This is a genomic window from Kitasatospora sp. NPDC093102 (genome assembly GCF_040683915.1).
GTDB lineage: Bacteria > Actinomycetota > Actinomycetes > Streptomycetales > Streptomycetaceae > Kitasatospora.
The window spans coordinates 126,767-147,502 of the sequence record NZ_JBFBFA010000004.1 but is presented as its reverse complement, the minus strand read 5'-3'; the positions used below and the strand labels follow the sequence as shown (position 1 = coordinate 147,502).

The window sequence follows — 20,736 nt, the reverse complement described above, 5'->3', positions numbered from 1 at the left end:
GAATCCCAAGTGGCCAGTGTCCGTGGATACTTCCACCCCAAGACGGCGACCGGCGCCTCGTCGCTGATCCCCTCGCCGCCGTGGCGCTACTCCGGCGACCTGCTCACCATCGAGTACCGCACCGACCCCGCGCGGGTGCGCGAACTGCTGCCCGAGCCGCTGGAACTCGCCGACGAGGACCCGGGCGCCGTCGCGCTGATCTGGGCCGACTGGCAGTCCTGCTCCGCCTCCGGGCGGGAACTGCTCGACCCGGTGCTCGCGCAGTACAAGGAGGCGTTCGCCGTCGTCCGCTGCAAGTACCGGGGGCAGACCTACTCGCGCTGCGTCCACATCTGGGTCGACAAGGACTTCGCCATCGCCCGGGGACTGCACCAGGGTTACCCGAAGAAGCTCGGCTCCATCCACCAGACCCGGCCGCACCCCTACGGCCCCGCCCCGCGCATCGAGCCCGGTGCCCGGTTCGGCGCGACCCTCGCCGCCGCGGACCGGCGCCTGGCCCAGGCCGTCGTCACCCTGCGCGAGCCGTCCGAGACCAACGGCTTCGTCAACGGCCATCCGATGGCCCACCACCGCTGGCTGCCCTCCATCGAGAAGGGCAAGGGCCTCGCCCTGGACGAGCTGGTCGAGTCCGGTGCCGCCTCCTTCGAGGCCGGACAGCCGTGGGTGGGCGACGCCGAACTGGAGCTGTTCGAGGCGCCCACCGAGGAGCTGGCCCGGCTGGAGGTCCGCGAGCCGATCGCCGCGTACTACCGGCAGGTCGGCGTGGTGTGGGACGGCGGCCGGCTGCTGGAGTCGAACGCCTCCGGCGCCGAGTGAACCCGCACCGCACCGATCACGGATCTCGAGGACGCATGAGGATCTCGACGCACGAGGATCTTGAGGACATGAGCGAACACATCACCACCGTCGCCGGAGTGGCCGTCGACACCCGGCACTGGATCGGCGGCGAACGCGTCGCCTCCGCCGCAACCTTCACCGACGTCTCGCCCATCGACGGCAGCGTCCTCGGCGAGATCGCCCGGGGCACCGCGGCGGAGGCCGCCGCGGCGGTCGCCGCCGCCCGGGAGGCCTTCCCCGCCTGGGCGGCCACCCCGCGCGAGGAGCGTGCCCGCATCCTGCACGCCATCGCCGACGGTGTGGAGCGGCGGCTGGAAGAGCTGGCCGTCGTGGAGACGGCCGACAACGGCGCCCTGCTGCGCTCGCACCGCCGCGGCGTCATGCCCCGGGTCGCGCACAACTTCCGGTTCTTCGCCGACTGGCTGCTGCGGCTCGACCACGAGGACTTCGACACCCGCGGCCACACCAACCACGTCAGCTGGGACCCGGCCGGCCCCTGTGTGCTGATCACCCCGTGGAACGCGCCGCTGATGCTGGCCACCTGGAAGGTCGCCCCGGCCCTGGCGGCCGGTGACACCGTCGTCCTCAAGCCCGCCGAGTGGTCACCGCTGACGGCTTCGCTGCTCGCCGACATCGCCGCCGAGGCCGGGCTTCCGGCCGGCGTCCTCAACGTCGTGCAGGGCTACGGTTCCGAGATCGGCGACGCCCTCACCTCGAACCCGGACGTGCGCCGGATCAGCTTCACCGGGTCCGTGCCGACCGCCCGGCACATCGCCGCGTCGGCGGCTGCCAACCTCACCCCGCTCAGCCTCGAACTGGGCGGCAAGTCCCCGCTGCTGGTGTTCGCCGACGCCGACCTGGACCTCGCCGTCGACCTCGCGGTGGAGCAGTACGACAACGCCGGTCAGGTCTGCCTGGCCGCCACCCGCATCCTCGTCGAGGAGACGGTCGCCGAGGAGTTCACCCGCCGCTTCGTCGACAGGGCCTCCGACCTGCGGCAGGGCGACCCGCGCGACGAGGCGACCGACATCGGCCCCACCATCCACCCCCGCCAGCTGGAGAAGATCGACGGCTTCGTGCAGCGGGCCGTCGCGGCCGGCGCCCGCGCCGTGATCGGCGGCCACCGCCGGGACGGCCGGTACTTCGCGCCGACCCTGCTCACCGACGTCGCCCAGGACTCGGAGATCGTCCAGGAGGAGGTCTTCGGCCCCGTCCTGACCCTGCAGACCTTCGGCGACGAGGACGAGGCCGTACGACTGGCCAACGACACCCGCTTCGGCCTGGCGGCCACCCTGGCCACCGGAGACCCGGAGCGCGCCCGGCGCGTCACCGGGCAGCTGGTGGCGGGCACCGTCTGGGTCAACTGCTTCTTCGTCCGGGACCTCCAGGCCCCGTTCGGCGGCTCCCGCCACTCGGGCGTCGGCCGCGAGGGCGGCACCTGGAGCTTCGACTTCTACTGCGACCTCAAGAACACCGTCACCTCGCCGAAGGGGTGGAAGGACCATGGGTGAGATCGTCGGGGCGGGCCTGCTCGCCCACGTCCCCACCATCGTGCTGCCCGAGGAGACCAGGCTGGAGCTGAACGAGGGCAGGGAGATCACCCTCGTCACCGGCCTGCGTCAGCTGCGCGAGGACGTCTTCCAGCGCGAGGACTACGACACCGTCGTCGTCCTGGACTCCCACTGGGCGACCACCGTCGAGTTCGTGGTCACCGCCCAGCAGCGCCGGGCCGGCCTGTTCACCTCCGAGGAACTGCCGCGCGGCATGTGCCGGATGCCCTACGACTTCCCCGGTGATCCCGAACTCGCCCGCAACATCGCCTCGTTCGCCGACCGGCACGGCACCTGGATCACCGCGATCGACGACGCGTACCTGCCGATCTACTACGCCACGATCAACCTGTGGAAGTTCCTCGGCGAGGGCCTGCCGGACAAGCGCTGGGTGACCATCGGCGTCTGCCAGACCGGTGACATGGAGGACCACCTGCGCCTGGGCCGCGCCCTGGCCGACGGCATCGCCGCCACCCCGGGCCGACGGGTGCTGCTGATCGCCTCCGGAGCCCTCTCCCACACCTTCTGGCCGCTGCGCGAACTGCGCGACCACGAGTCCAGCGACCCGGCGCACATCTTCACCCCCGAGGCGCGGGCGGCCGACCGGGAGCGGATCGCCTGGTTCAAGGAGGGCCGCCACGACCGGGTCCTCGACACCATGGACGAGTTCTGGCGCCACAAGCCCGAAGCCCGGTTCTCCCACTACCTGATGATGGCCGGTGCCCTCGGTGAGCAGGCGTGCACCGCGAAGGCGCGCCAGTACGGCGAGTACGAGAACTCGATCGGCACCGGCCAGGTCCACCTCTGGTTCGACCGCCCCGAGAACGGCTGGACGGGCGCAGGCCTGCCCGCCCCCGCCGGTCCCCGCAACCCCCACAGCCTGGTCTAGGAAGGCCCCGCCATGCCCGAGTACCGCCGCATCCTCCTCGACGGCGCCGCCGTCCAGACCGTGCGCGACGGCGACGAACTGGTCGCCGGAGACGGCCGGCGCGTCGCGATCGAGGACGCCCACCACCTGCCGCCCGCCGTCCCCTCGAAGGTGATCGCCGTCCACCTCAACCACCGCAGCCGGGTGGAGGAGTTCCGGATCGGTCTGCCCGACACCCCCACGTACTTCCACAAGCCGACCTCGGCGCTCAACTCCCACAAGGGCGCGATCGTCCGCCCCGAGGGCTGCAAGTGGCTCAACTACGAGGGCGAGGTCGCCATCGTCATCGGCCGGACCGCGCGCAACGTCTCCCCGGCCGAGGCGGGGGAGTACATCGCCGGCTACACCGTGGCCAACGACTACGGCCTCCACGACTTCCGGGACACCGACGCCGGCTCCATGCTCCGGGTCAAGGGCTCCGACACCCTGTGCCCGCTCGGCCCCGGACTGGTCACCGACTGGGACTTCCACGACAAGCGGCTGCGGACCTACGTCAACGGCGAGGTCGTCCAGGACGGCTCCACCGACGAGATGACCTGGGACATGCACTACCTCGTCGCCGACATCGCCCGCACCATCACCCTGTACCCCGGCGACGTGTTGCTGTCCGGCACCCCGGCCAACTCCCGGCCCGTCCGGCCCGGGGACGTCGTGGAGGTGGAGGTGGAGGGCCTCGGCCGGCTCACCAACCACGTCGTCACCGGGCCGACCCCGGTCCGCACCGACGTGGGGGCGCAGCCCACGGAGTCGGAGGAGGTGCTGTCCACCGCCCTGGGCGGCGACTGGGAGTTCCGCGGCATCAGGCCGCCGAAGCGCTGACCGGTGGGCCCCGGTAGGGTCGATCACATGACCGACCCCGTCAAGCCCGCCCCCGCCCCCGCTCGCCGCCCCCGCAAGCGCGTGACGAACTACGGGACGGGCCGGACGGCCCTGCTGGACGCCGCCGTACGCGTGGTGGCCCGGGGCGGTCTGCGCAAGCTCACCTACCGGGCCGTCGCCGAGGAGGCCGGAGTCACCCACGGGCTCGTGGTGCACCACTTCGGTTCGCGCGACGCGCTGATCGAGGAGGCCGTCACCCACGCCATCCGCTCCTCCCTGAGCATCAGCACCCTCGGCGCCGGTACGGGCGGCCCGGCCGACTTCGCCGCCGGTCTCGCGGAGATGGTCGAGGCCGGCCCCGAACTGCAGGCGTTCCAGTACGAGTTGCTGCTGGAGGCCCGCCGTAGGCCCGAGCTGCTGGCGCACCTGCGCGGCCTCTACGAGGAGTACTTCGAGGCCAGCCGGCGCGAGTTGGACCGCATCCTGCCCGGGCCGGTGAGCCCCGGCATGTCCCGGCTGGTCTTCGCCGCGCTGGAGGGCCTGGTGCTGCACCAGCTGGTGTTCGGCGAGCGTGCGGCCACCGAGGCGGCCCTGACGGAGCTCAGGGGCGTCCTGGCCGGGCTGTCCGGGCCGGCCGGCTCGGCCGAGGAGTCGGACGGGCGCTGACGGCCGGGGTTCTCTGCCTCCCGACCCCTTGTCAAACGGGTGGCCGCACCCCACGATGAGGCAACTCGTTTGACCTGAAACGACTTCCCCCACTCCAAACTGGCAGGTGATCCGTGTGGACAGTCGGACGACTTCCTCAAAACGGACCGAGCGGGACGCCCCCACCGCGACCACGCTCAAACCCAACGCCCTGGGTGTCCTGGGCATCCTCTTCTTCGTCCTGTCCGGTCAGGCCCCGCTGACGGGCATCGCGGGCGCCGCCCCCCTGTCGGTCGCCCTCGGCAACGGCTCCGGCACCCCCGCGGCCTACGTGGTGGCCGGGGCGGTGATCCTGCTCTTCTCCGTCGGGTTCATCGCGATGGGACGGCACGTCGTCGACGCCGGCGCCTTCTACACCTACATCGGCACCGGCCTCGGCCGGGCCGCCGGTGCGGGCAGCGCGGCCGTCGCCCTGTTCGCCTACTGCGTCATCCAGGCGGCGATGTACGGCCTGTACGGCTCGATCGTCAGCGCACTCGTCGCCGACCACACCCCGCTCCACCTCCCGTGGTGGGTCTACACGCTGGTCACCATGGCCGTGGTGCAGGCCCTCGGCGCCCTGGGGATCGAGATGGGCGCGCGGGTGCTGGCCGCGTTCGTGCTCGCCGAGTTCAGCATCCTGCTGGTCTTCGGCCTGGTCACCCTGGTCAAGGGCGGCGGGCCGGAAGGGCTCGGGGTGGCCGACAGCTTCTCCCCGTCGGCGGCCCTCCAGGGCGCGCCGGGGGTCGCCGTGATGTTCGCCCTGGCGTCGATGTTCGGCTTCGAGGCCACCGCCATCTACGGCGAGGAGGCGAAGGAACCCAAGAAGACCGTGCCGAGGGCCACCTACCTCTCGGTGATCGTGGTGACCGGCTTCTTCGCCCTCACCTCGTGGACCCTCATCTCGGCCTACGGCGCCTCGAAGGCACCGGCGGCAGCGGAGCAGGCGCTGGCAGCCGGCGACTCCGCCGGATTCGTCTTCGCTCCCGTCGCGGACCTCTTCGGCGGCTGGATCGGCGGCGTCCTGCCGGTCCTGCTGGCCACCTCGCTGTTCGCCGGCGTCCTGACCTTCCACAACTCCGCCAGCCGCTACCTGTTCTGCCTCGGCAGGGACGGGCAACTGCCCGCGCGGCTGTGCCGGCTGAACGGCCGGCACGCCCCGGCGGTCGCGGGCCGGGTCCAGAGCGTCGTCGCCGTCCTCCTGGTCGTGCCCTTCGCCCTGGCCGACCAGGACCCGGTGCTCACCCTCTTCTCCTGGTTCAGCGGGCTCGCCGTCCTGGCGATGATGCTGCTCTACCTGCTGACCTCGGTGTCGGTCGTGGTGTTCTTCCGCCGCCGGCGGGTGGACACCAGGGTGTGGAACACCGTGATCGCCCCCGTGCTGGGCGCGCTCGGCATCACGGGTGCCATCTGGCTCATCCTGGCCAACTTCACCACCCTGATCGGCGGCGAGGTGAGCACCGCGCTGTCGCTCGTCCTGTCGGTGCCGGTCGTCATGGCGCTCGGCGTGGCCAACCACCGGATCCGGCGCCGACGCACCGGCTGACCCGCTCCAGGGCCTGTCCGCAAAGGCGCGCGCCCGCAGGCCGGGCGCGCGCCACCCATGTCCCACCCACGTGCTCCGGAGGACCGCATGACCCCCGCCACCCACGACGACTGGCTCCGCCGGGCCGAGACGCTGGAACCGATCCGCACGCACCTGATCGACGGCGCCGACGAAGCCGGCGGCGGCGCGTTCCCCGTGGTGTCGCCCCGCGACGGCCGGGTGCTGGCCGAGGTCGCCGACGCCGGCGTGGCCGAGGTCGACGCGGCCGTCGCCGCCGCCCGCCGCGCCTTCGACCGCGGTCCCTGGCCGCGGCTGTCCCCCGCCGAACGAGGCCGCGTCCTGCTGCGGTTCGCCGACCTCCTGGAGGAGCGGCGAGCGGAGCTGGCGCTCACCGTCAGCCTGGAGATGGGCAAGCCCGTCACCGACGCCCACGACATCGAACTGCGGGCCGTCATCGGGACGTTCCGCTGGTACGGCGGGCTCGCCGACAAGCTCACCGACGAGTCCCCGCACACCGCGCCCGACGCCCTCGCCCTCGTCACCCGGGAGCCCGCCGGTGTCGTCGGCGCGGTCGTCCCCTGGAACTTCCCCCTCACTCTGGCCGGCTGGAAGATCGCCCCGGCGCTGGCCGCCGGCTGCACCGTCGTGCTCAAGCCCTCGGAGAGCTCGCCGCTGTCGGCGCTGCTGCTCGGGCGGATCGGTCTGGCGGCCGGACTGCCACCGGGCGTGCTCAACGTCGTGGCCGGCGACGGACCGGTCGCCGGCCGGGCCCTCGGCCTCCACCCCGACGTGGACGTCCTCGCCTTCACCGGCTCCACCGCCGTCGGCCGCCACTTCCTGCGCTACTCCGCCGACTCCAACCTCAAGCGGGTCTGGCTGGAACTGGGCGGCAAATCGCCCAACATCATCCTGCCCGACGCCCCCGACCTGGAGCAGGCCGCGGCCACCGCCGCCTGGGGCATCTTCTTCAACCAGGGCGAGATGTGCACCGCGCCCTCCCGGCTGCTGGTCCACACCTCCGTCGCCGAACGGGTCACCGAGGCCGTCGTGGCGCGCGCCCGCGCCCTGCGCGTGGGCGATCCCCTCGACCCCGCCACCGAGATGGGCGCCCTGGTCGGCGAGAACCACCTCGACCGGGTCCTCGGCCACGTCCGCACCGCCCTCGACGACGGCGCCCGCCTGCGCACCGGCGGCGCGCGCACCCTGACCGGCGCCGGCGGCGCCTACCTCGCACCGACCGTCTTCGACCAGGTTGCCCCGGACAGCCGGCTGGCCCGCGAGGAGGTCTTCGGCCCGGTGCTGTCCGTCCTCACCTTCGACGACCTCGACCAGGCCGTCGCCCTCGCCAACGCCACCGAGTACGGCCTCGCGGCCGGACTGTGGACGTCCGACCTGTCCACCGCCCACCAGGTCTCCCGCGCCCTCAGGGCCGGTACGGTCTGGGTCAACTGCTACGAGGAGGGCGACCTCACCGTGCCCTTCGGCGGCATGAAGCAGTCCGGCAACGGACGCGACAAGTCCGCCCACGCCCTGGAGAAGTACACCGAACTCAAGACCACCTGGATCCAGCTTTGACCCACCGACCGCTCATCGCGATCCCCGCCCGCTTCGCCGCCACCACCTCCGCGCTGCGCCACGCCGCGGAGGTCAACGCCCGGGCCCTGATCGAGGCCGTCTGGCGGGCCGGCGGCGAGCCCGTCACCCTGCACCCGCACGCTCCCGGCGGCGCCGCCGACCCCGCCGAGGTCGCCGCCCGGCTCTCCCGGTTCGACGCGCTGCTGCTCCCCGGCGGCGGCGACCTCGCGCCCCACCGCTACGGAGCCTCCGGCGCCCACCAGGCCGTCTACGACGTGGACGACGAGCAGGACGCGTTCGACCTGGAGCTCGCCCGGCAGGCCCTCGCGGGCGGGGTGCCGCTGCTGGCCGTCTGCCGCGGACTCCAGGTGGTCAACACCGTCCTGGGCGGCACCCTGCACCAGGACATGGGCGGCCCCGGACACGAGCACCGCCACCGCCGGCACCCCGTACCGCTCGCACCGGGCTCCCCCCTGGCCCGGATCACCGGTGCCGAGGAGGTCCAGGCGTCCTGCTACCACCACCAGCACGTGGACCGGCTCGGGGAGGGCCTGGCCGTCACCGCCCGGGCCGCCGACAGGACGGTCGAGGCGGTCGAACTCGCCGGGCACGACGGCTGGTTCGCGGCCGTGCAGTGGCACCCGGAGGACACCGCCCACGAGGACCCGGTCCAGCAGCGCCTCTTCGACGCACTGGTGCGGGCCGCCCGCGGCGCGGCCTGAGCCGGCGTGCCACGCGGTGGCCGGCCCGACCTCGCCGCGTCAGCGGCGGGCGCGCCGGCCGCTGCGGCGCGGGGCGGGCTCCTCGCCGTTCAGGAGCGACCGGCGCCGGTCCTCGCCCGCCTCCTCGACCTGGAGCACCACGCGCCGCAGCCCGTCGGCGAGGCTGACGCACTCCGCGTCGCTCAGCTGCGCGGTGACGAAGGACTCCTCGTCGTTGAACGCGGGGAACACCCGGCGCATGAACTCCTCGCCGTCCTCGGTGAGTGCGAGCAGCACCAGCCGCCCGTCGGTGGGGTGATCGGTGCGCCGCAGCAGGCCGCGTGACTCCAGCGTGCGGGACACCCCGGTCAGCGTGCCCTTGGAGATCCCCGCCTCCTCGGCGACGTGCCGCGTCTCGGACTCGCCCCAGACCCACACCACCCACAGCACCACGAAGGCGGTCCAGGTCAGGTCCGAGCCGCGCAGTACGGAGTTCTCCAGGTGCTGCCGCACGGCGGAGGCCGCCCGGTAGATGTTGGCCACCGCGGCCATCCGCTCCCGGCGGACGGGGATGCCGCCGAGCTTCGCCTGCACGAGCCTTTCCGCCTCGTTGATGGACCGCTGGCTGGGCACGGGTGCTCCCTCACATCATCGCCGGGCCGCGAGGGCCCGGCCGGGCCCACGGCCGTTCAAGCTTCCCATTCTACGGGCGGACACCGCTCAGGCGGCCGCCGACGGGCGCGGGTGCGGCATGTTCCAGCCCTCGGCGAGCCTCGACGGGTGAACGTTGTGCCCACCGCCGAAGAACTCGCAGAACTTCATGATCAGCGGATCCCAGCCGAGCGGGTCCACGTAGTGGGTCCCCGGGATGACCAGCCCCTCCTCGACATGGGCGCGAAGAACCTCGACCTCGAAGGCGGTGGCATGGGAAGCGGGGCCGCCGAAGGGATGGGCCGAGACGACGCGGCACTCCAGCTGGACCGGACATTCCGCGACCCGTGGGGCTCGGACCAGGTCCGAGGCCTGCTCGGTCAGCCGCGCGGTCGAGAACTTGTCCGGCTCGTACCGGTAGCCCTGCTCCACCTTGTAGTCCGGCACGGCCGACTTCCCGGTGGTGAGCGCGATCCGGTCGACGGCACCGACCATCGCCGACGAGGGCAGGTTGAGCACGCACTCGCCCTCCCGCCGCAGGTTCGCGGTGGTCTGGGCGTTGTTGCCGAGACCGAGCATGCACGACTGGCCCAGCCACCACGCCGAGGAGATCGGCGCGAGATTCGCCGTGCCGTCTTCGTTGAGCGAGCTGATCAGCACCACCGGAGTTCCGAAGTACAGGACCTTGAGCCCGGGGACGATGTGCATGCGCTGCGCCTTTCGCAGAGTTCCGAACGGACGGACCCGCGATGAGGAACACGAGCCGTCGCCGACCTTCTCGCGACGAGATCACCGGCGCTGGCGGAAACACGACGTCGCACTCCCGCCGAGTGGAACCCGTGGCCGAGGACGACCCGGACGCGTCACCGGGACACGCTCCGCCCGCGGAGTGACGAGAGCGCGGCGGCGACCACCATGATGCCCGTCAGGGTGCAGAAGGCCGACCCACGCCGGCGGAAGTTCCGACTGAGCAGACGACTCATCACGAACCGGACATCACCTGACTACGCCGAAGCCTTGGGCAGTCAGCGGGGGAGACCGGCGTGCCTCTCCAGAAACGCGCCCACCTCGACCGGGTCCTCCACCGGCAGCGGGTAGAGCAGCAGCCGGTCCACACCGAGTTCCGCGTACCGCAGCGCACTGTCAGCGTCCACCTCGACCGGATCGATCTGCATGAAATTGATCTGCAATCGGCCCAGCTGCGCCGGCCGGGGCACCTCGGCCGCGGCCTTGCGCAGCCCTTCGAGGTGGAGGACCAGGTCCTCTGGCGAGCTGCCGTTGCCGATCCAGCCGTGCCCCTTGAGGACTGCCCGTCGGTACGCGGCTGGGCTGTGCCCGCCGATCACGATTCGCGGGCCGTCCGGCCGCACCGGGCGCGGATGCGCGTCCACGCGTTCGAAGTTCGCGTAACGGCCGTGGAACGCAGGTTCCGGCTCGGTCCACAGCTGCCGCATCGCGTCCAGGTACTCGTCGGTGCGGGCGCCGCGCTCGGAAAGCCGCACGCCCACTGCGGCCATTTCCGGCTCCAGGTAGCCGGGCGCGACGCCGAGAAGCAGCCGGCCCTCGGACAGCACGTCCAGGCTGGCAGCCTGCTTGGCCAGCACTACCGGATTGCGTTGCGGCAGGATGAGGATCCCGGTTCCCAACTCCATCCGCTCAGTCAGTGCGGCCACATAGGACAGGTGCACCAGGGGATCGAGAATCGGGTCGGTGGGTGCCATCGGCGAGTCGGGCACCCGGGGGCTGGGCAGCACCACATGGTCTCCCACCCACCAGGAGCGATAACCCAACTTCTCTGCCCGGCGGGCCAGCCGAGCCGTGTCGACCGGCCCCAGCGTCGCCTTGGCACTCAGGCCGTACACACCCAGTTCCACGAACTCCTACCCCCATCGGTCGTTGCTCGGCGGCACCGTGTCCCGAACCACCGGTAGGTCCGCATCGCCGGCCCACTGCCAGCTGTCGCAGGTGATCGCCGCGTTGTCCACCAGCCATGTCCAACCGGCTGTTCCGGTCACCCATTCCCGGTACCGAGGAACACTCCTCGCCTTGAAAGACCCCACCGCACGCCGAGGCAGGGCGAGCGCCTCGTGATCAGCCCTGAAAGGCATGCAGCAGGCACTGATGTCCGCCCCGGGGCCTGTTCCGCCGGTGGCGTGATCGAGCCCGGGGCTGGTCGAGTGTGCGGCGCTGTCAGATGCGGGTGGCGGTGACGACCTGGTAGTCGACGAGGTCGTCGCGCCAGGCGGTGAGGAAGTGGCGGGTCCAGTGGGCGGGTGGGACGGTGTCGGCGAGGTAGCGGTCGAGACCGGGCCAGACGTCGGCGCCGATGGAGTCGGTGGTGATGTCGGTGAAGCCATGGCGGGCGAGGTCGGCGGTGAAGTCGTCGAGGGGGTGGGCGATGTCGAGGCCGTCGGCGAAACTGGCGAGGAGGATCTTGAGGCGCTCGGCGGCGTCGGAGCCGGGCGCGGTGAAGAAGGTGGTGACGGCGAGGCGGCCGCCGGGGCGAAGGACGCGGGCCGACTCGCGGGCGAAGCCGGTCAGCTCGCGGAAGTGCTGGGCGGCCTCGACGGAGAACACACCGTCCAGGTAGCCGTCGGAGAACGGGAGTTCGTCCGCCGAGCCCAGGGTGTACGCCAGCCGATCGGGGTACGCCGCCAGGGCTCTCGCGTTGACGGCGCGGGCCCGCTCGATCTGATCGGGGTGGATGTCCACCCCCGTCACCGCCGCGAAGCGGTACTCCCGCAGCGCCAGCGCCGCACCCAACCCCCGCCCGCAGCCGACCTCGGCCAGCCGTAGCCGCTCACGCGGCTCGGGGAAGGCCCGCAACACCCGCCGGTAGAGCTGCTCCTGGCTGCGTACCCGGTCCTCGGGCGTCGGGGCGGCGAGGTCGATGCCCCGCCAGTAGCCGAAGTTGATGAAACCTCCGGCGAATGACGGGGCGGTGCTGAGGTCGTCGGCGCCGTAGGTCCGGCGCACGGTCGGGGGGATGCGGTTGTGGTCCATGGGCCGCTGGGTCTCCTGCTCGGTGGGCGCCCGGCCGCCGGGCGCGCCGAGGTACGTACCCAAACCTGTGGTGGTCCGAACACGGTACGTGATGGTGGAGTGTCCGGGGAGCAACGGGGGCGTGGTGGTGCTCCGAGGGGGCTGGGAGCACCACCACGCGACCGGGGCGGCTACCGGGCGAGGTCGGCCCGAGCGTCTCCAGCACGGTCAGCATCGCGAACGAAACGTTCTCCGCGAGTTCGACGTCCTCGGCGACGTCGGGGCTGGTGAGCAGCGGCTCCGGCAGCCACTCGCCGACGTACTGCTCGCGCCGGCGGGACAGCGTCCGCAGCCGGTTGAGGCCCTGGCGGGTGACGATCCGGATGAGGTACGAGCGCGGGTCGTGCACCTGCCCGCGGTCGACCTCGGCCCACCGCAGCCAGGACTCCTGCAGCACGTCCGAGGCATCGGCGGCGGAGCCGAGCAGCTCGTAGGCGACGGTGAAGAGCAGGCTGCGGTGGGTGACGAAGGGGTCCTCGGTCATGCCGGCGACGCTCCGGCCGGGGCGTCGCCGGCGGTGGTGCGCCTGGCCGGCGGGATCTCGCAGGAGTCGGAGAAGCCCTGGGAACGGACGCCGTTCGCGGTGTTGTTCCTGGTGGCCATGTTGACGAAGGCGACGTAGGCGGTGAGTTCGACCATGGCCGCCGGGCCGAGTTCGTCCAGCAGGTGGGCGCCGGGCGGGAAACGATCGCCGTGGACCCCCGCAACACCTCCCGGACGTGCCCCGCATGCGGGCATGTTGCGGCGGAGAACCGGCCCACCCAGGACACCTTCCACTGCACCGGCTGCGCCCACCGGGCGCACGCCGACACGGTGGGAGCCGTCAACGTTCTCCGGGCCGGGCTGGCCCGTCGCAACGCCCGGAAGGGTTAGCGAGAAGCCCCCGCGTTCACGCGGGGGAGGAGTCACGTGCGCGAAGGACTTGAGGCCCTCGTCGAGCGCGTCCCACTCGGCGATCCGGCGGGAGAAGTCCAGGTTCGCGGTGGCGACGCCGGGGTTGTGCCAGACCGCCTCGACGGGTTCGAGGGTGGTCCCGAATCCCTTGATCATGTTCTCGCTCAGCTCGGCGGGCAGCTGGGCCTTCGGCAGTCGCAGTGCCATGGTGTCCTCCCGGTTCGATGGTTCGGCGGGTTGCCGGACATGAAGACACCGGAGGGTGCACGGATGTGACAGCCGGATGCGACGGCCGGGGAAAACGACCTCCGGACCGGCCGGTCGGTTCGCTACAGTCCGCGGGGACTGCCGACCACCGCGAGGAGAACGACACGTGAACGCCCCCGACGACCGCCCCGCCCCGCCGCTGACCGGCGGCGAGCGCGAGATGCTGCGCGGCTTCCTCGACTTCCACCGGGCGACCCTCGCCCTGAAGTGCGAGGGCCTGACCGACGAGCAGCTGCGCCGGCGCTCCAGCCCGCCCTCCACGCTCAGCCTGCTCGGGCTGGTCCGGCACCTGGCGGAGGTCGAGCGCACCTGGTTCCGCCGGGTCATCAACGGCGAGGACCTTCCGCTGGTCTGGTCCGAGGACGGCGACTACCAGGCCGCGTACGACCCCGCCGGCGCCACCCGGGCCGAGGCCTTCACCGCCTGGCGGACCGAGGTCGAGCACTCCCGCCGCATCGAGCTCGCCGCGGACTCCCTCGACGTCACCGGCTACCAGGCCCGGTGGGACGCCGAGGTGTCGCTGCGGCTGGTGATGCTCCACCTGATCCACGAGTACGCCCGGCACAACGGGCACGCGGACTTCCTGCGGGAGGCGATCGACGGCGCGGTGGGGGCGTAGCCGGGTGGGCCGGGCGGGCCTACCAGCCGAGGAGGTGGGTGCGGTGGGTGAGGGCGGTGAGAACGGCGGCTGCGGTGGTCTCGGGGGTGAGGGCGGCGGTGTCGAGGGTGTGGGTGGCGTCGTCGGGGGCCGGGCCGGGGTGGAGGACGACGTAGTGGAGGGCGGCGCCGGTGGCGCGGCTCTCGCGGCGGAAGGTGTCGAGGGCGGCCGGGACGGCGGGGGCCTCCACCACGACCTGGTAGCCGCGGGTGGCGTAGGCGAAGGCGGCCTGGGCGGCGGCGGCCAGGGCGGTGGCGTTCTGGCGTCCGGCCTCGGGCAGGTGGGGCGGGAGCTGGCCGCTGCGGATGACCCGCAGGAAGTCGTCCGTCCGCAGGTGGACGCCCGGGTTCAGTTCCCGGGCGAGCAGCTCCGCGACCGGGCTGTCCCCGGCCCCGCCCGGGTCGACGAGGACGAGGACGCCCCCGGCGCCCCGGCCGCCCCCGAGCTCCGGCCCACCTACGGTCGTACGGTTCACAGCTGCTGATCCCTTCGCGGGCCGGGGACGGTCGGGTAGCCGGGGCGGGGCGGTCGGAGTGCGAAGGAGCTGGTCGGCCCATATTCGGACAACCGACCGCCTCGTCCCTACGACTGATGCGTTTCGGGGATCAACCTAGTCCAAACGGGTGGTCCGAGTCGTCCCCCACCCGGTTCCTGGGCGGGTCGGAGGGAAGACCCGGGACCGGTCGGCGGCCCGTCGGGGGACCGCCGGCGGCCCCTACCGGTCGCCGGTGCGCAGCACGATCGGGTTGGTGAGCGCCGCCATCGGGCCCCAGGGCAGGTCAGGGCCCATCGAGTTGCCCCTGCCCGGGGTGCCGTCCGCCTTCGGGTGGCGGACCTCGGCCCGGACGTAGGCGGCGAGCGAGGCGGTGGTGCGCCAGACCACGGTGCCGGAGCCGTCGGCGGGCAGCGACTCCTGGTGCATCTGCCCCTCGTCGGTGAGGAGGCGGACCGTCCCGCCGGGCACCCCGGAGACGGTGAGCCGGACGTCCAGCGGGGCGTCGGCCGGGACGGTCAGCTCCTCGCCGATGCCCGCCCGGCGGCCGTGCCCGGTGACGGTGAGGTCCAGCGCGACGGCGGAGGACTCGGCCAGCCAGCTGCGCCCGGCGCGCAACCCGTCGAGGATCGCGTCCCGGGTGAGGTCCTCGGCCAGCACCACGGTGTGCGGGGAGCCGATGACCTGCGGCTCGCTGTGTGCGTCGCTGTTGCCCAGGGCGGGCAGCCAGGAGCGGCCCTCGCGCAGGGCGACGGCGAGCCGGCCGTCCCAGGTGTCCACCGCCGACTCGTCGTCGTACGTCCAGGGGCCGTTCCACACCTCGACGGCGTCGGCCTGCTCGTAGCCGAACTTCCACTGGCAGGCGACGTACGGGCAGTACGGGTGCGCGGGCACCACCAGGCCGCCGGAGCGGTGGACCTGGCGGACGAAGCGCGGGTACTCCTCGTCGCGCGAGCGGTAGCGCCAGTCGACGAACTGGCCCGGCTTCAGGCCGAGGGCCAGCCAGTGGCCGTTGCGGGTGGTGATCTCCTCGCCCGGCAGGATCAGCAGGTCGGGCCCGGCCAGCGGGCCCCAGGCGGCGTGCGAGGAGCTGGTGTTGTGGTCGGTGGAGACGATGAAGTCCAGGCCGGCCGCGCGCGCCCCGGCCGCCACCTCCTCGGGCTTGCGCCGCCCGTCGGAGTGGACGGTGTGCAGGTGGCAGTCGCCCCGGTACCAGGCCCGGCCGCGGCCGCGGGCCCGCTCCGCCGGGTAGTGCGGCGTGAACTGCGGCCCGGGTGCACCGAACCGGAGAGTGACCTCGACGTGGTACTCCAGGCCCTGCGGGGCGATCTGGTAGGGGCCGAGGACCACGTGCCAGGTGCCGGGGTTGATCGGGCCGGGGAGGTAGCCGGGGGTCGCGGCGCCGCGGGAGAGGCTGAACTCGGTGCGGAAGCCGCCGGACCAGCCGCGGAAGCCGGGCCCGCCGAGGTCGGTGCCGCGCTCGTCGAAGATGCCGATGTCACAGGAGTTGCCGGGGGTGCCGGCCGGGACCGGCGGCTTGTCGTAGCCGTAGGAGACGGCTATCTCGCGGACGCCCTCGGGCACTTCCACCGGGAGGTAGAGGAAGTCGGGGGCGCCGGTGGGCAGGTGGCCGGTGAGGGTGAGGGTGCGGTCGGCGGGAGTGGTGCCGGGGGTGCCGGCGGGGGCGGCGGTCGCCTGGCCGGTGGTGGCGGCGAGGCCGAGGGTGGTGGCGGCGCCGGTGGCGAGGCCGGTGCGGAGCAGGTCGCGGCGGGCGGGCCGGGCGGCCGGCTGCGGAGCCGGCTGGTCGGTCGGTTGGTCGGAGCGTGGGGTGCTGGGCTCGGTCGGCATCGAGGTCTCCGGATCGGGGCTGGCGGGTTGCTCGCGTGCTTACCCGGGCGAGTGAACCGGGGGTGAGTCGGGGCCCACGGCGGTGGGGCGGGCCGGTGAAGAGGGGGCGGGCAGGCCAGGGTCGAGTTGCGGGGAGTGACGAATGGTCGGTTCATGGTCATGGAGTCAGTTCATGTGCGAAATGGCGCGGATGGAGGCGGGTGTGTCGGTGAGTCGGCGGACGCTGCTCATGGCGGTGGCCGGGGGAGCGCTGGCGGGGTGCCGGACGAGAGCGGCGGACACCGGCCCGGCCTCGGCGGTGGGCGGCGCCTCGGCGGATTCGGTGACACCGTCCGCCGCGCCGCCCGGCACACCGTTCGCTACGCCGTCCGGAGGCCCCACCGAGGCCGCCGCCGCGTCGACGCCCGCGCCGGAGCCGACGCCGGACCCGGCGAAGCAGCCGCCGCACGAGCCGACCCGGGCCGAGGTGGTCGAGCGGTACGGCGCACTGGCTCCGAGCGAATGGGGGCCGGAGGTCGACGGGGTGATCACCGCGCTGCCGGAGGGCGAGGGCGCCATGGCGCTCACCTTCGACGCCTGCGGCGGCCCCGGAGGCAACGGCTACGACGCCGACCTGATCGACTTCCTGCGGGCGCAGGACGTGCCGGCCACGCTCTTCCTGAACGCCCGTTGGATCGACGCCAACCCCGAGGAGTTCGAGCGGCTCGCCGCCGACCCGCTGTTCGAGATCGGCAACCATGGAACCGCGCACCGTCCGCTCTCGGTCTCCGGCCGCTCCGCCTACGGCATCTCCGGCACGCGTGACGTCGGCGAGGTGTACGACGAGGTGGTGGGCAACGCCCACAAGCTCGCCGGGCTGCTCGGGCACCCGCCCCGGTTCTTCCGCTCCGGCACCGCGCACTACGACGACGTCGCCACCCGGGTGGTCGCCGACCTGGGCCAGCTGGTGGCCGGCTTCACCGTGAACGGGGACGGCGGGGCGACGCTCCCGGCCGCCGAGGTGCGGCGGGAGGTCGCCTCCGCCCCGCCCGGCGCGATCGTGATCGGCCACCTGAACCACCCGGGCGGCGGCACCGCCCCCGGGGTGGCGGCGGCGGTGCCGGGGCTGCTGGCGGCGGGGCGGCGCTTCGTCCGGCTCTCGGACGTGCTTTAGCCGGCTCAGAGCAGGCGCAGGCCGCCCGGGTGCTCCTGTTCGACGACCCGGACCAGCCAGTCGAAGACCGTCGGCCCCCGGCCCGCCCGGGCGGCGTCCAGCTCGGCAGTGATGCGCGCGCGGTTGGTGGGATGGGCGCGGGCCAGCCGCAGCTCCAGCTGACGGACCGTCTCCGGGTGGCCGAGGTTGCGGCGGGAGACCTCGTGACGGCGCCACTCGATGACCCAGTCCCCGTCCTCGGGCGTGCCGTAGCCGCCGCGCAGGCAGTCGGCGAAGGCGTCGAGGTTGCGGCCGAAGTAGCCGTCCACCCCGATGGCCCGCCCGACCACGTCCCAGAAGTCCTCAAGGGTCTTGATCTCGTTGCCGTCGATCACATAGGTCACCGTCACGGGGTCGAGGATATGCCGCGGCGGTGAACGGGTCCGGGCGGACGGCCCGGGGTGAACAGGCCGGGCCGGACGGATCAGGGGGAGGCGGCTCGGGGCGGACGGATCAGGGGGAGACGGCGATCGCGGTGGCGAGCAGCCCGTCCCGGACCGCCCAGCGGCCGTCGAAGCCGTCGATCCGGCGGCCGTTGACCACCGGGCCCGGGACCAGCAGCCGGGCGGTGAAGGTGCCGTCGGGGGAGAGGTCCAGCTCGGCCTCGTGGAAGTCCAGGAAGAGCAGGGTCAGCGGGAACCAGGCCTTGTACACCGACTCCTTGGCGCTGAACAGGATGCGGTCCCACGGGACGTCCGGGCGCTCGGCCGCCAGCTTGGCGAGCCGCTGCTGCTCCACCGGCAGCGCGACGGCCTCCTGGACGCCCTCCGGCAGCGGCAGCGCGGGCTCGGCGTCGATGCCCACGGAGGCGAGGGTGCCGGCCCGGGCCACGGCCGCCGCGCGGAAGCCGTCGCAGTGGGTGAGGCTGCCGACCACGCCGTCCGGCCAGCTCGGCGCGCCGCGCAGACCCGGGACGAGCGGGCGGTACGGGACGCCGAGCCGGGCGAGGGCGGCCCGGGCGCAGTGCCGGACGGTGGTGAACTCGCGGCGCCGCTTGTCGACGGCCCGGGCGACGGCCGGCTCCTCCTCGGGCTCCAGCCGGGCCTCCGGCGGGTCGTCGTAGGCCACCTCGGTCACCACGACGTCCGGCAGCAGGTCCCCGATCATCCGTTCCCCCCTCGGTCGGCCGCGCGGGTGGTCGCCGCGCGGGACGAGGGTAACCCGACCGAGGGCTCCCGGTGGACGGATCGGTGCCTGCCCGTTGCCCGCCCGGACTGTTCGAAGGCGGCCGCCGCCCCGCGCGGCGCGCGGACTGCCCGAAGGCGGCAGCACCATCCGTGGCGGGCCTGTCACGCATCTTCGCCCCTTCGGCCGCATTGGTAAAGATCCCTGTCTTGTGTTCATGCCAACATTGCGGAGGTCTGGACCACCTTGCGGGCGGGCGCATACGTTTCCTCCACGGGGGCGGACATTCGGTTGACGAACTGTCGTGCGAATGTGTCGAGTTCCGGCCTGTCATGTACATGACCTGTACTGCCATGACCTGCACTGCAACCGGAGGGAACGAACCATGCGCGCCATCGGCAAGAACCTCAGGATCCTCGCGGGCGCCCCGCTCGCCGCAGCCGCCCTCATCGCCCTCACGGCCGGCTCCGCCAGCGCCGCGATACCGATCAACCAGCCCATGACCGGCAAGGCCACCTACTACAACGACGCCGGCTACGGCGCCTGCGGCACCCAGATCAATGCCGCCACCCAGATGCTGGTCGCCGTCTCGCACACCTGGTGGACCACCGCCAACCCGAACAACGACCCGGTCTGCAAGGGCATTTCGGTCAAGGTCACCTACCAGGGCAAGACCGTCACCGTCCCGGTGAAGGACCAGTGTCCCTCCTGCGACTCCACCCACATCGACCTCAGCCAGCCCGCCTTCGCCAAGCTCGCCCCGCTGGACAAGGGCATCATCACCGGCCTGACCTGGCAGTTCGTCAAGACCACCCTGAACGGCAAGACGGTCGAGCTCTCCGCCCCGATCGCCGGCTCCACCATCGGCTGAGCCCGCCCCTGACGACCGTGCCCGCCCCCGCCCGGTCGGCGGGGGCGGGCACGGTCGGAGGCCGGGATCACGGCCGACCGCGTCCGGGCGGCGCTTCCGCCTGCACGAGCGGCGGGGCCATCGCGAGCAGCAGCTGTACGGCCGGGGGAGCGGTCCGCGGATCGTGGGCGAGCCCCAGCGTGACGGTCGGCACCGGGGAGGTGAGCCGGCGCAGGCGGACGCCGGGGATCCGGAACACCCGGGCCCGGCCCTCGGGTATCGGCGCTATGCCGTAGCCCGCCGCCACGGCCAGCAGGAGCTGTTCGTCGTCCGGCTCCTCCCGCACGATCCGCGGCGACCGGCCCGGCCACAGCTGCCCGGTGATCAGCGCGTGCATCCCCGGCCCGTTCTCCCGCGGCCACAGCACCACCGGCTCGTCCGCGATCCGGTGCCGGCCGATCCGGGCCCGGGTGCGGGCGAGCGGATGGCCGGCCGGCACGGCGAGCAGCAGCTCCTCCTCGGCGATGATCCGGCAGTCGAGCCCGGGGACGTCCAGTGGCGGCCGGACGAACGCCGCGTCCAGCCGCCCGGCGAGCAGCTCGGCAACGTTGTGCGAGGTCCAACCGGTCTGCAGGGCGACGTCGAGCCGGGGGTAGCGGTTGCGGAACTCCGTCACCAGGACGTCGCAGGCCCCGCCGCGGGCGGAGCGGGTGTACGCCACCCGCAGCCGGCCCTCCCGCCCCTGGACCACCGCCGCGACCCGCTCCTCGGCCGCCGCCACCTCCCGCAGCACCCGCCGGGCCTCCTCGGCGACCGCACGCCCGACCGGGGTCAGCGCGCAGCCCTTGCTGGTCCGCTCGACCAGCTGTACGCCCAGCTGCCGCTCCAGCGCCTTGACCTGCTGGCTGAGCGCAGGCTGCGCCACGTGCAGTCGGCGCGCGGCGCGGGTGAAGTTCAACTCCTCGGCCAGTACCGAGAAGTAGCGCATCCGACGCAGATCCATCCGGTGATGATAAGCGCAGCTTATCGCCGTGGGACAGAACTGGTCTTGGACGGCCGTCGGTGCGGCCGGATTT

At 72.9% G+C, this 20,736-nt stretch carries 21 protein-coding genes and 2 pseudogenes; 12 read left to right on the top strand and 11 right to left on the bottom strand.

The window, feature by feature from the left end:
• Positions 1-9 precede the first annotated feature (9 nt).
• The 8 genes from AB0O11_RS08355 (at position 10) to AB0O11_RS08320 (ending at position 8,661) form a co-directional block, all read left to right on the top strand.
• On the top strand, positions 10-816 hold the full coding sequence (locus AB0O11_RS08355) for an acetoacetate decarboxylase family protein (RefSeq protein ID WP_363383256.1): 807 nt from the start codon (positions 10-12) through the stop codon (positions 814-816).
• 68 nt (positions 817-884) lie between these two features.
• Positions 885-2,348 (top strand): aldehyde dehydrogenase, encoded by a 1,464-nt coding sequence (locus AB0O11_RS08350; protein WP_363383254.1) that lies wholly within the window; start codon positions 885-887, stop codon positions 2,346-2,348.
• Positions 2,341-3,276, top strand: coding sequence for a 3,4-dihydroxyphenylacetate 2,3-dioxygenase (locus tag AB0O11_RS08345; RefSeq protein WP_363383252.1), 936 nt, complete (start codon positions 2,341-2,343; stop codon positions 3,274-3,276). Before AB0O11_RS08350 ends, AB0O11_RS08345 begins: the two co-directional genes overlap by 8 nt.
• A gap of 12 nt (positions 3,277-3,288) precedes the next feature.
• Positions 3,289-4,134, top strand: coding sequence for a fumarylacetoacetate hydrolase family protein (locus AB0O11_RS08340; protein WP_363383250.1), 846 nt, complete (start codon positions 3,289-3,291; stop codon positions 4,132-4,134).
• 27 nt (positions 4,135-4,161) lie between these two features.
• Positions 4,162-4,800, top strand: a complete 639-nt coding sequence (locus AB0O11_RS08335) for a TetR family transcriptional regulator (protein WP_363383248.1) — start codon at positions 4,162-4,164, stop codon at positions 4,798-4,800.
• A 115-nt stretch (positions 4,801-4,915) separates the two neighbouring features.
• A complete protein-coding gene (locus tag AB0O11_RS08330; protein WP_363383246.1) occupies positions 4,916-6,364 on the top strand; it encodes an APC family permease in 1,449 nt (482 codons plus the stop codon).
• An 87-nt stretch (positions 6,365-6,451) separates the two neighbouring features.
• Positions 6,452-7,939, top strand: a complete 1,488-nt coding sequence (locus AB0O11_RS08325) for an aldehyde dehydrogenase (protein WP_363383244.1) — start codon at positions 6,452-6,454, stop codon at positions 7,937-7,939.
• Positions 7,936-8,661, top strand: coding sequence for a gamma-glutamyl-gamma-aminobutyrate hydrolase family protein (locus tag AB0O11_RS08320; RefSeq protein ID WP_363383242.1), 726 nt, complete (start codon positions 7,936-7,938; stop codon positions 8,659-8,661). The genes AB0O11_RS08325 and AB0O11_RS08320 overlap by 4 nt, the downstream gene beginning before the upstream one ends.
• A gap of 39 nt (positions 8,662-8,700) precedes the next feature.
• Here AB0O11_RS08320 and AB0O11_RS08315 read toward each other — a convergent pair whose 3' ends face one another.
• The 6 genes and pseudogenes from AB0O11_RS08315 to AB0O11_RS08290 all read right to left on the bottom strand — a co-directional run bounded on the left by AB0O11_RS08315 (position 8,701) and on the right by AB0O11_RS08290 (position 12,972).
• Complete coding sequence (locus tag AB0O11_RS08315; protein WP_363383240.1) at positions 8,701-9,273, bottom strand: MarR family transcriptional regulator; 573 nt, start codon at positions 9,271-9,273, stop codon at positions 8,701-8,703.
• 87 nt (positions 9,274-9,360) lie between these two features.
• A complete protein-coding gene (locus AB0O11_RS08310) occupies positions 9,361-9,999 on the bottom strand; it encodes a flavin reductase family protein (protein ID WP_363383238.1) in 639 nt (212 codons plus the stop codon).
• 317 nt (positions 10,000-10,316) lie between these two features.
• Positions 10,317-11,165, bottom strand: a complete 849-nt coding sequence (locus AB0O11_RS08305) for an LLM class F420-dependent oxidoreductase (RefSeq protein ID WP_363383236.1) — start codon at positions 11,163-11,165, stop codon at positions 10,317-10,319.
• Between the two features lie 316 nt (positions 11,166-11,481).
• Positions 11,482-12,357 carry a class I SAM-dependent methyltransferase gene (locus AB0O11_RS08300; protein ID WP_363383234.1) on the bottom strand — a complete coding sequence of 292 codons (876 nt, stop codon included), beginning with the start codon at positions 12,355-12,357 and terminating at the stop codon, positions 11,482-11,484.
• 118 nt (positions 12,358-12,475) lie between these two features.
• Positions 12,476-12,817, bottom strand: a pseudogene (locus AB0O11_RS08295) (sigma factor); the annotation flags it as partial.
• The gene (locus AB0O11_RS08290) at positions 12,814-12,972 is read right to left on the bottom strand and encodes a hypothetical protein (RefSeq protein ID WP_363383232.1); all 159 of its coding nucleotides are present in this window, start codon (positions 12,970-12,972) and stop codon (positions 12,814-12,816) included. The gene AB0O11_RS08290 and the pseudogene AB0O11_RS08295, both read right to left, overlap by 4 nt.
• A 33-nt stretch (positions 12,973-13,005) precedes the next feature.
• On the opposite strand from AB0O11_RS08290, the pseudogene AB0O11_RS08285 reads away from it, so the two are divergent.
• Positions 13,006-13,206 (top strand): annotated as a pseudogene (locus AB0O11_RS08285) (zinc ribbon domain-containing protein); the annotation flags it as partial.
• A gap of 448 nt (positions 13,207-13,654) precedes the next feature.
• Entirely contained in the window at positions 13,655-14,113 is a 459-nt protein-coding gene (locus AB0O11_RS08280) for a DinB family protein (protein WP_224279528.1), read from the top strand.
• Positions 14,114-14,132: 19 nt separating this feature from the next.
• Here AB0O11_RS08280 and AB0O11_RS08275 read toward each other — a convergent pair whose 3' ends face one another.
• Entirely contained in the window at positions 14,133-14,627 is a 495-nt protein-coding gene (locus AB0O11_RS08275; RefSeq protein ID WP_363383230.1) for a hypothetical protein, read from the bottom strand.
• Between the two features lie 240 nt (positions 14,628-14,867).
• Positions 14,868-16,493, bottom strand: a complete 1,626-nt coding sequence (locus AB0O11_RS08270) for a CehA/McbA family metallohydrolase (RefSeq protein WP_363383228.1) — start codon at positions 16,491-16,493, stop codon at positions 14,868-14,870.
• A gap of 172 nt (positions 16,494-16,665) precedes the next feature.
• On the opposite strand from AB0O11_RS08270, the gene AB0O11_RS08265 reads away from it, so the two are divergent.
• Positions 16,666-17,646, top strand: a complete 981-nt coding sequence (locus AB0O11_RS08265; RefSeq protein ID WP_363383226.1) for a polysaccharide deacetylase family protein — start codon at positions 16,666-16,668, stop codon at positions 17,644-17,646.
• 5 nt (positions 17,647-17,651) lie between these two features.
• Here the strand turns inward: AB0O11_RS08265 and AB0O11_RS08260 are convergent, their stop codons facing one another.
• Both AB0O11_RS08260 and AB0O11_RS08255 read right to left on the bottom strand, forming a co-directional pair.
• Positions 17,652-18,035: a barstar family protein gene (locus tag AB0O11_RS08260; RefSeq protein ID WP_363383224.1), complete on the bottom strand. Its 384-nt coding sequence runs from the start codon at positions 18,033-18,035 to the stop codon at positions 17,652-17,654.
• A gap of 103 nt (positions 18,036-18,138) precedes the next feature.
• Positions 18,139-18,792 carry a 4'-phosphopantetheinyl transferase superfamily protein gene (locus AB0O11_RS08255; RefSeq protein ID WP_363383222.1) on the bottom strand — a complete coding sequence of 218 codons (654 nt, stop codon included), beginning with the start codon at positions 18,790-18,792 and terminating at the stop codon, positions 18,139-18,141.
• 403 nt (positions 18,793-19,195) lie between these two features.
• On the opposite strand from AB0O11_RS08255, the gene AB0O11_RS08250 reads away from it, so the two are divergent.
• The gene (locus tag AB0O11_RS08250; RefSeq protein ID WP_363383220.1) at positions 19,196-19,681 is read left to right on the top strand and encodes a cysteine/serine endopeptidase inhibitor; all 486 of its coding nucleotides are present in this window, start codon (positions 19,196-19,198) and stop codon (positions 19,679-19,681) included.
• A gap of 67 nt (positions 19,682-19,748) precedes the next feature.
• Here AB0O11_RS08250 and AB0O11_RS08245 read toward each other — a convergent pair whose 3' ends face one another.
• Positions 19,749-20,663, bottom strand: a complete 915-nt coding sequence (locus AB0O11_RS08245) for a LysR substrate-binding domain-containing protein (protein WP_363383218.1) — start codon at positions 20,661-20,663, stop codon at positions 19,749-19,751.
• Positions 20,664-20,736: the final 73 nt, after the last annotated feature.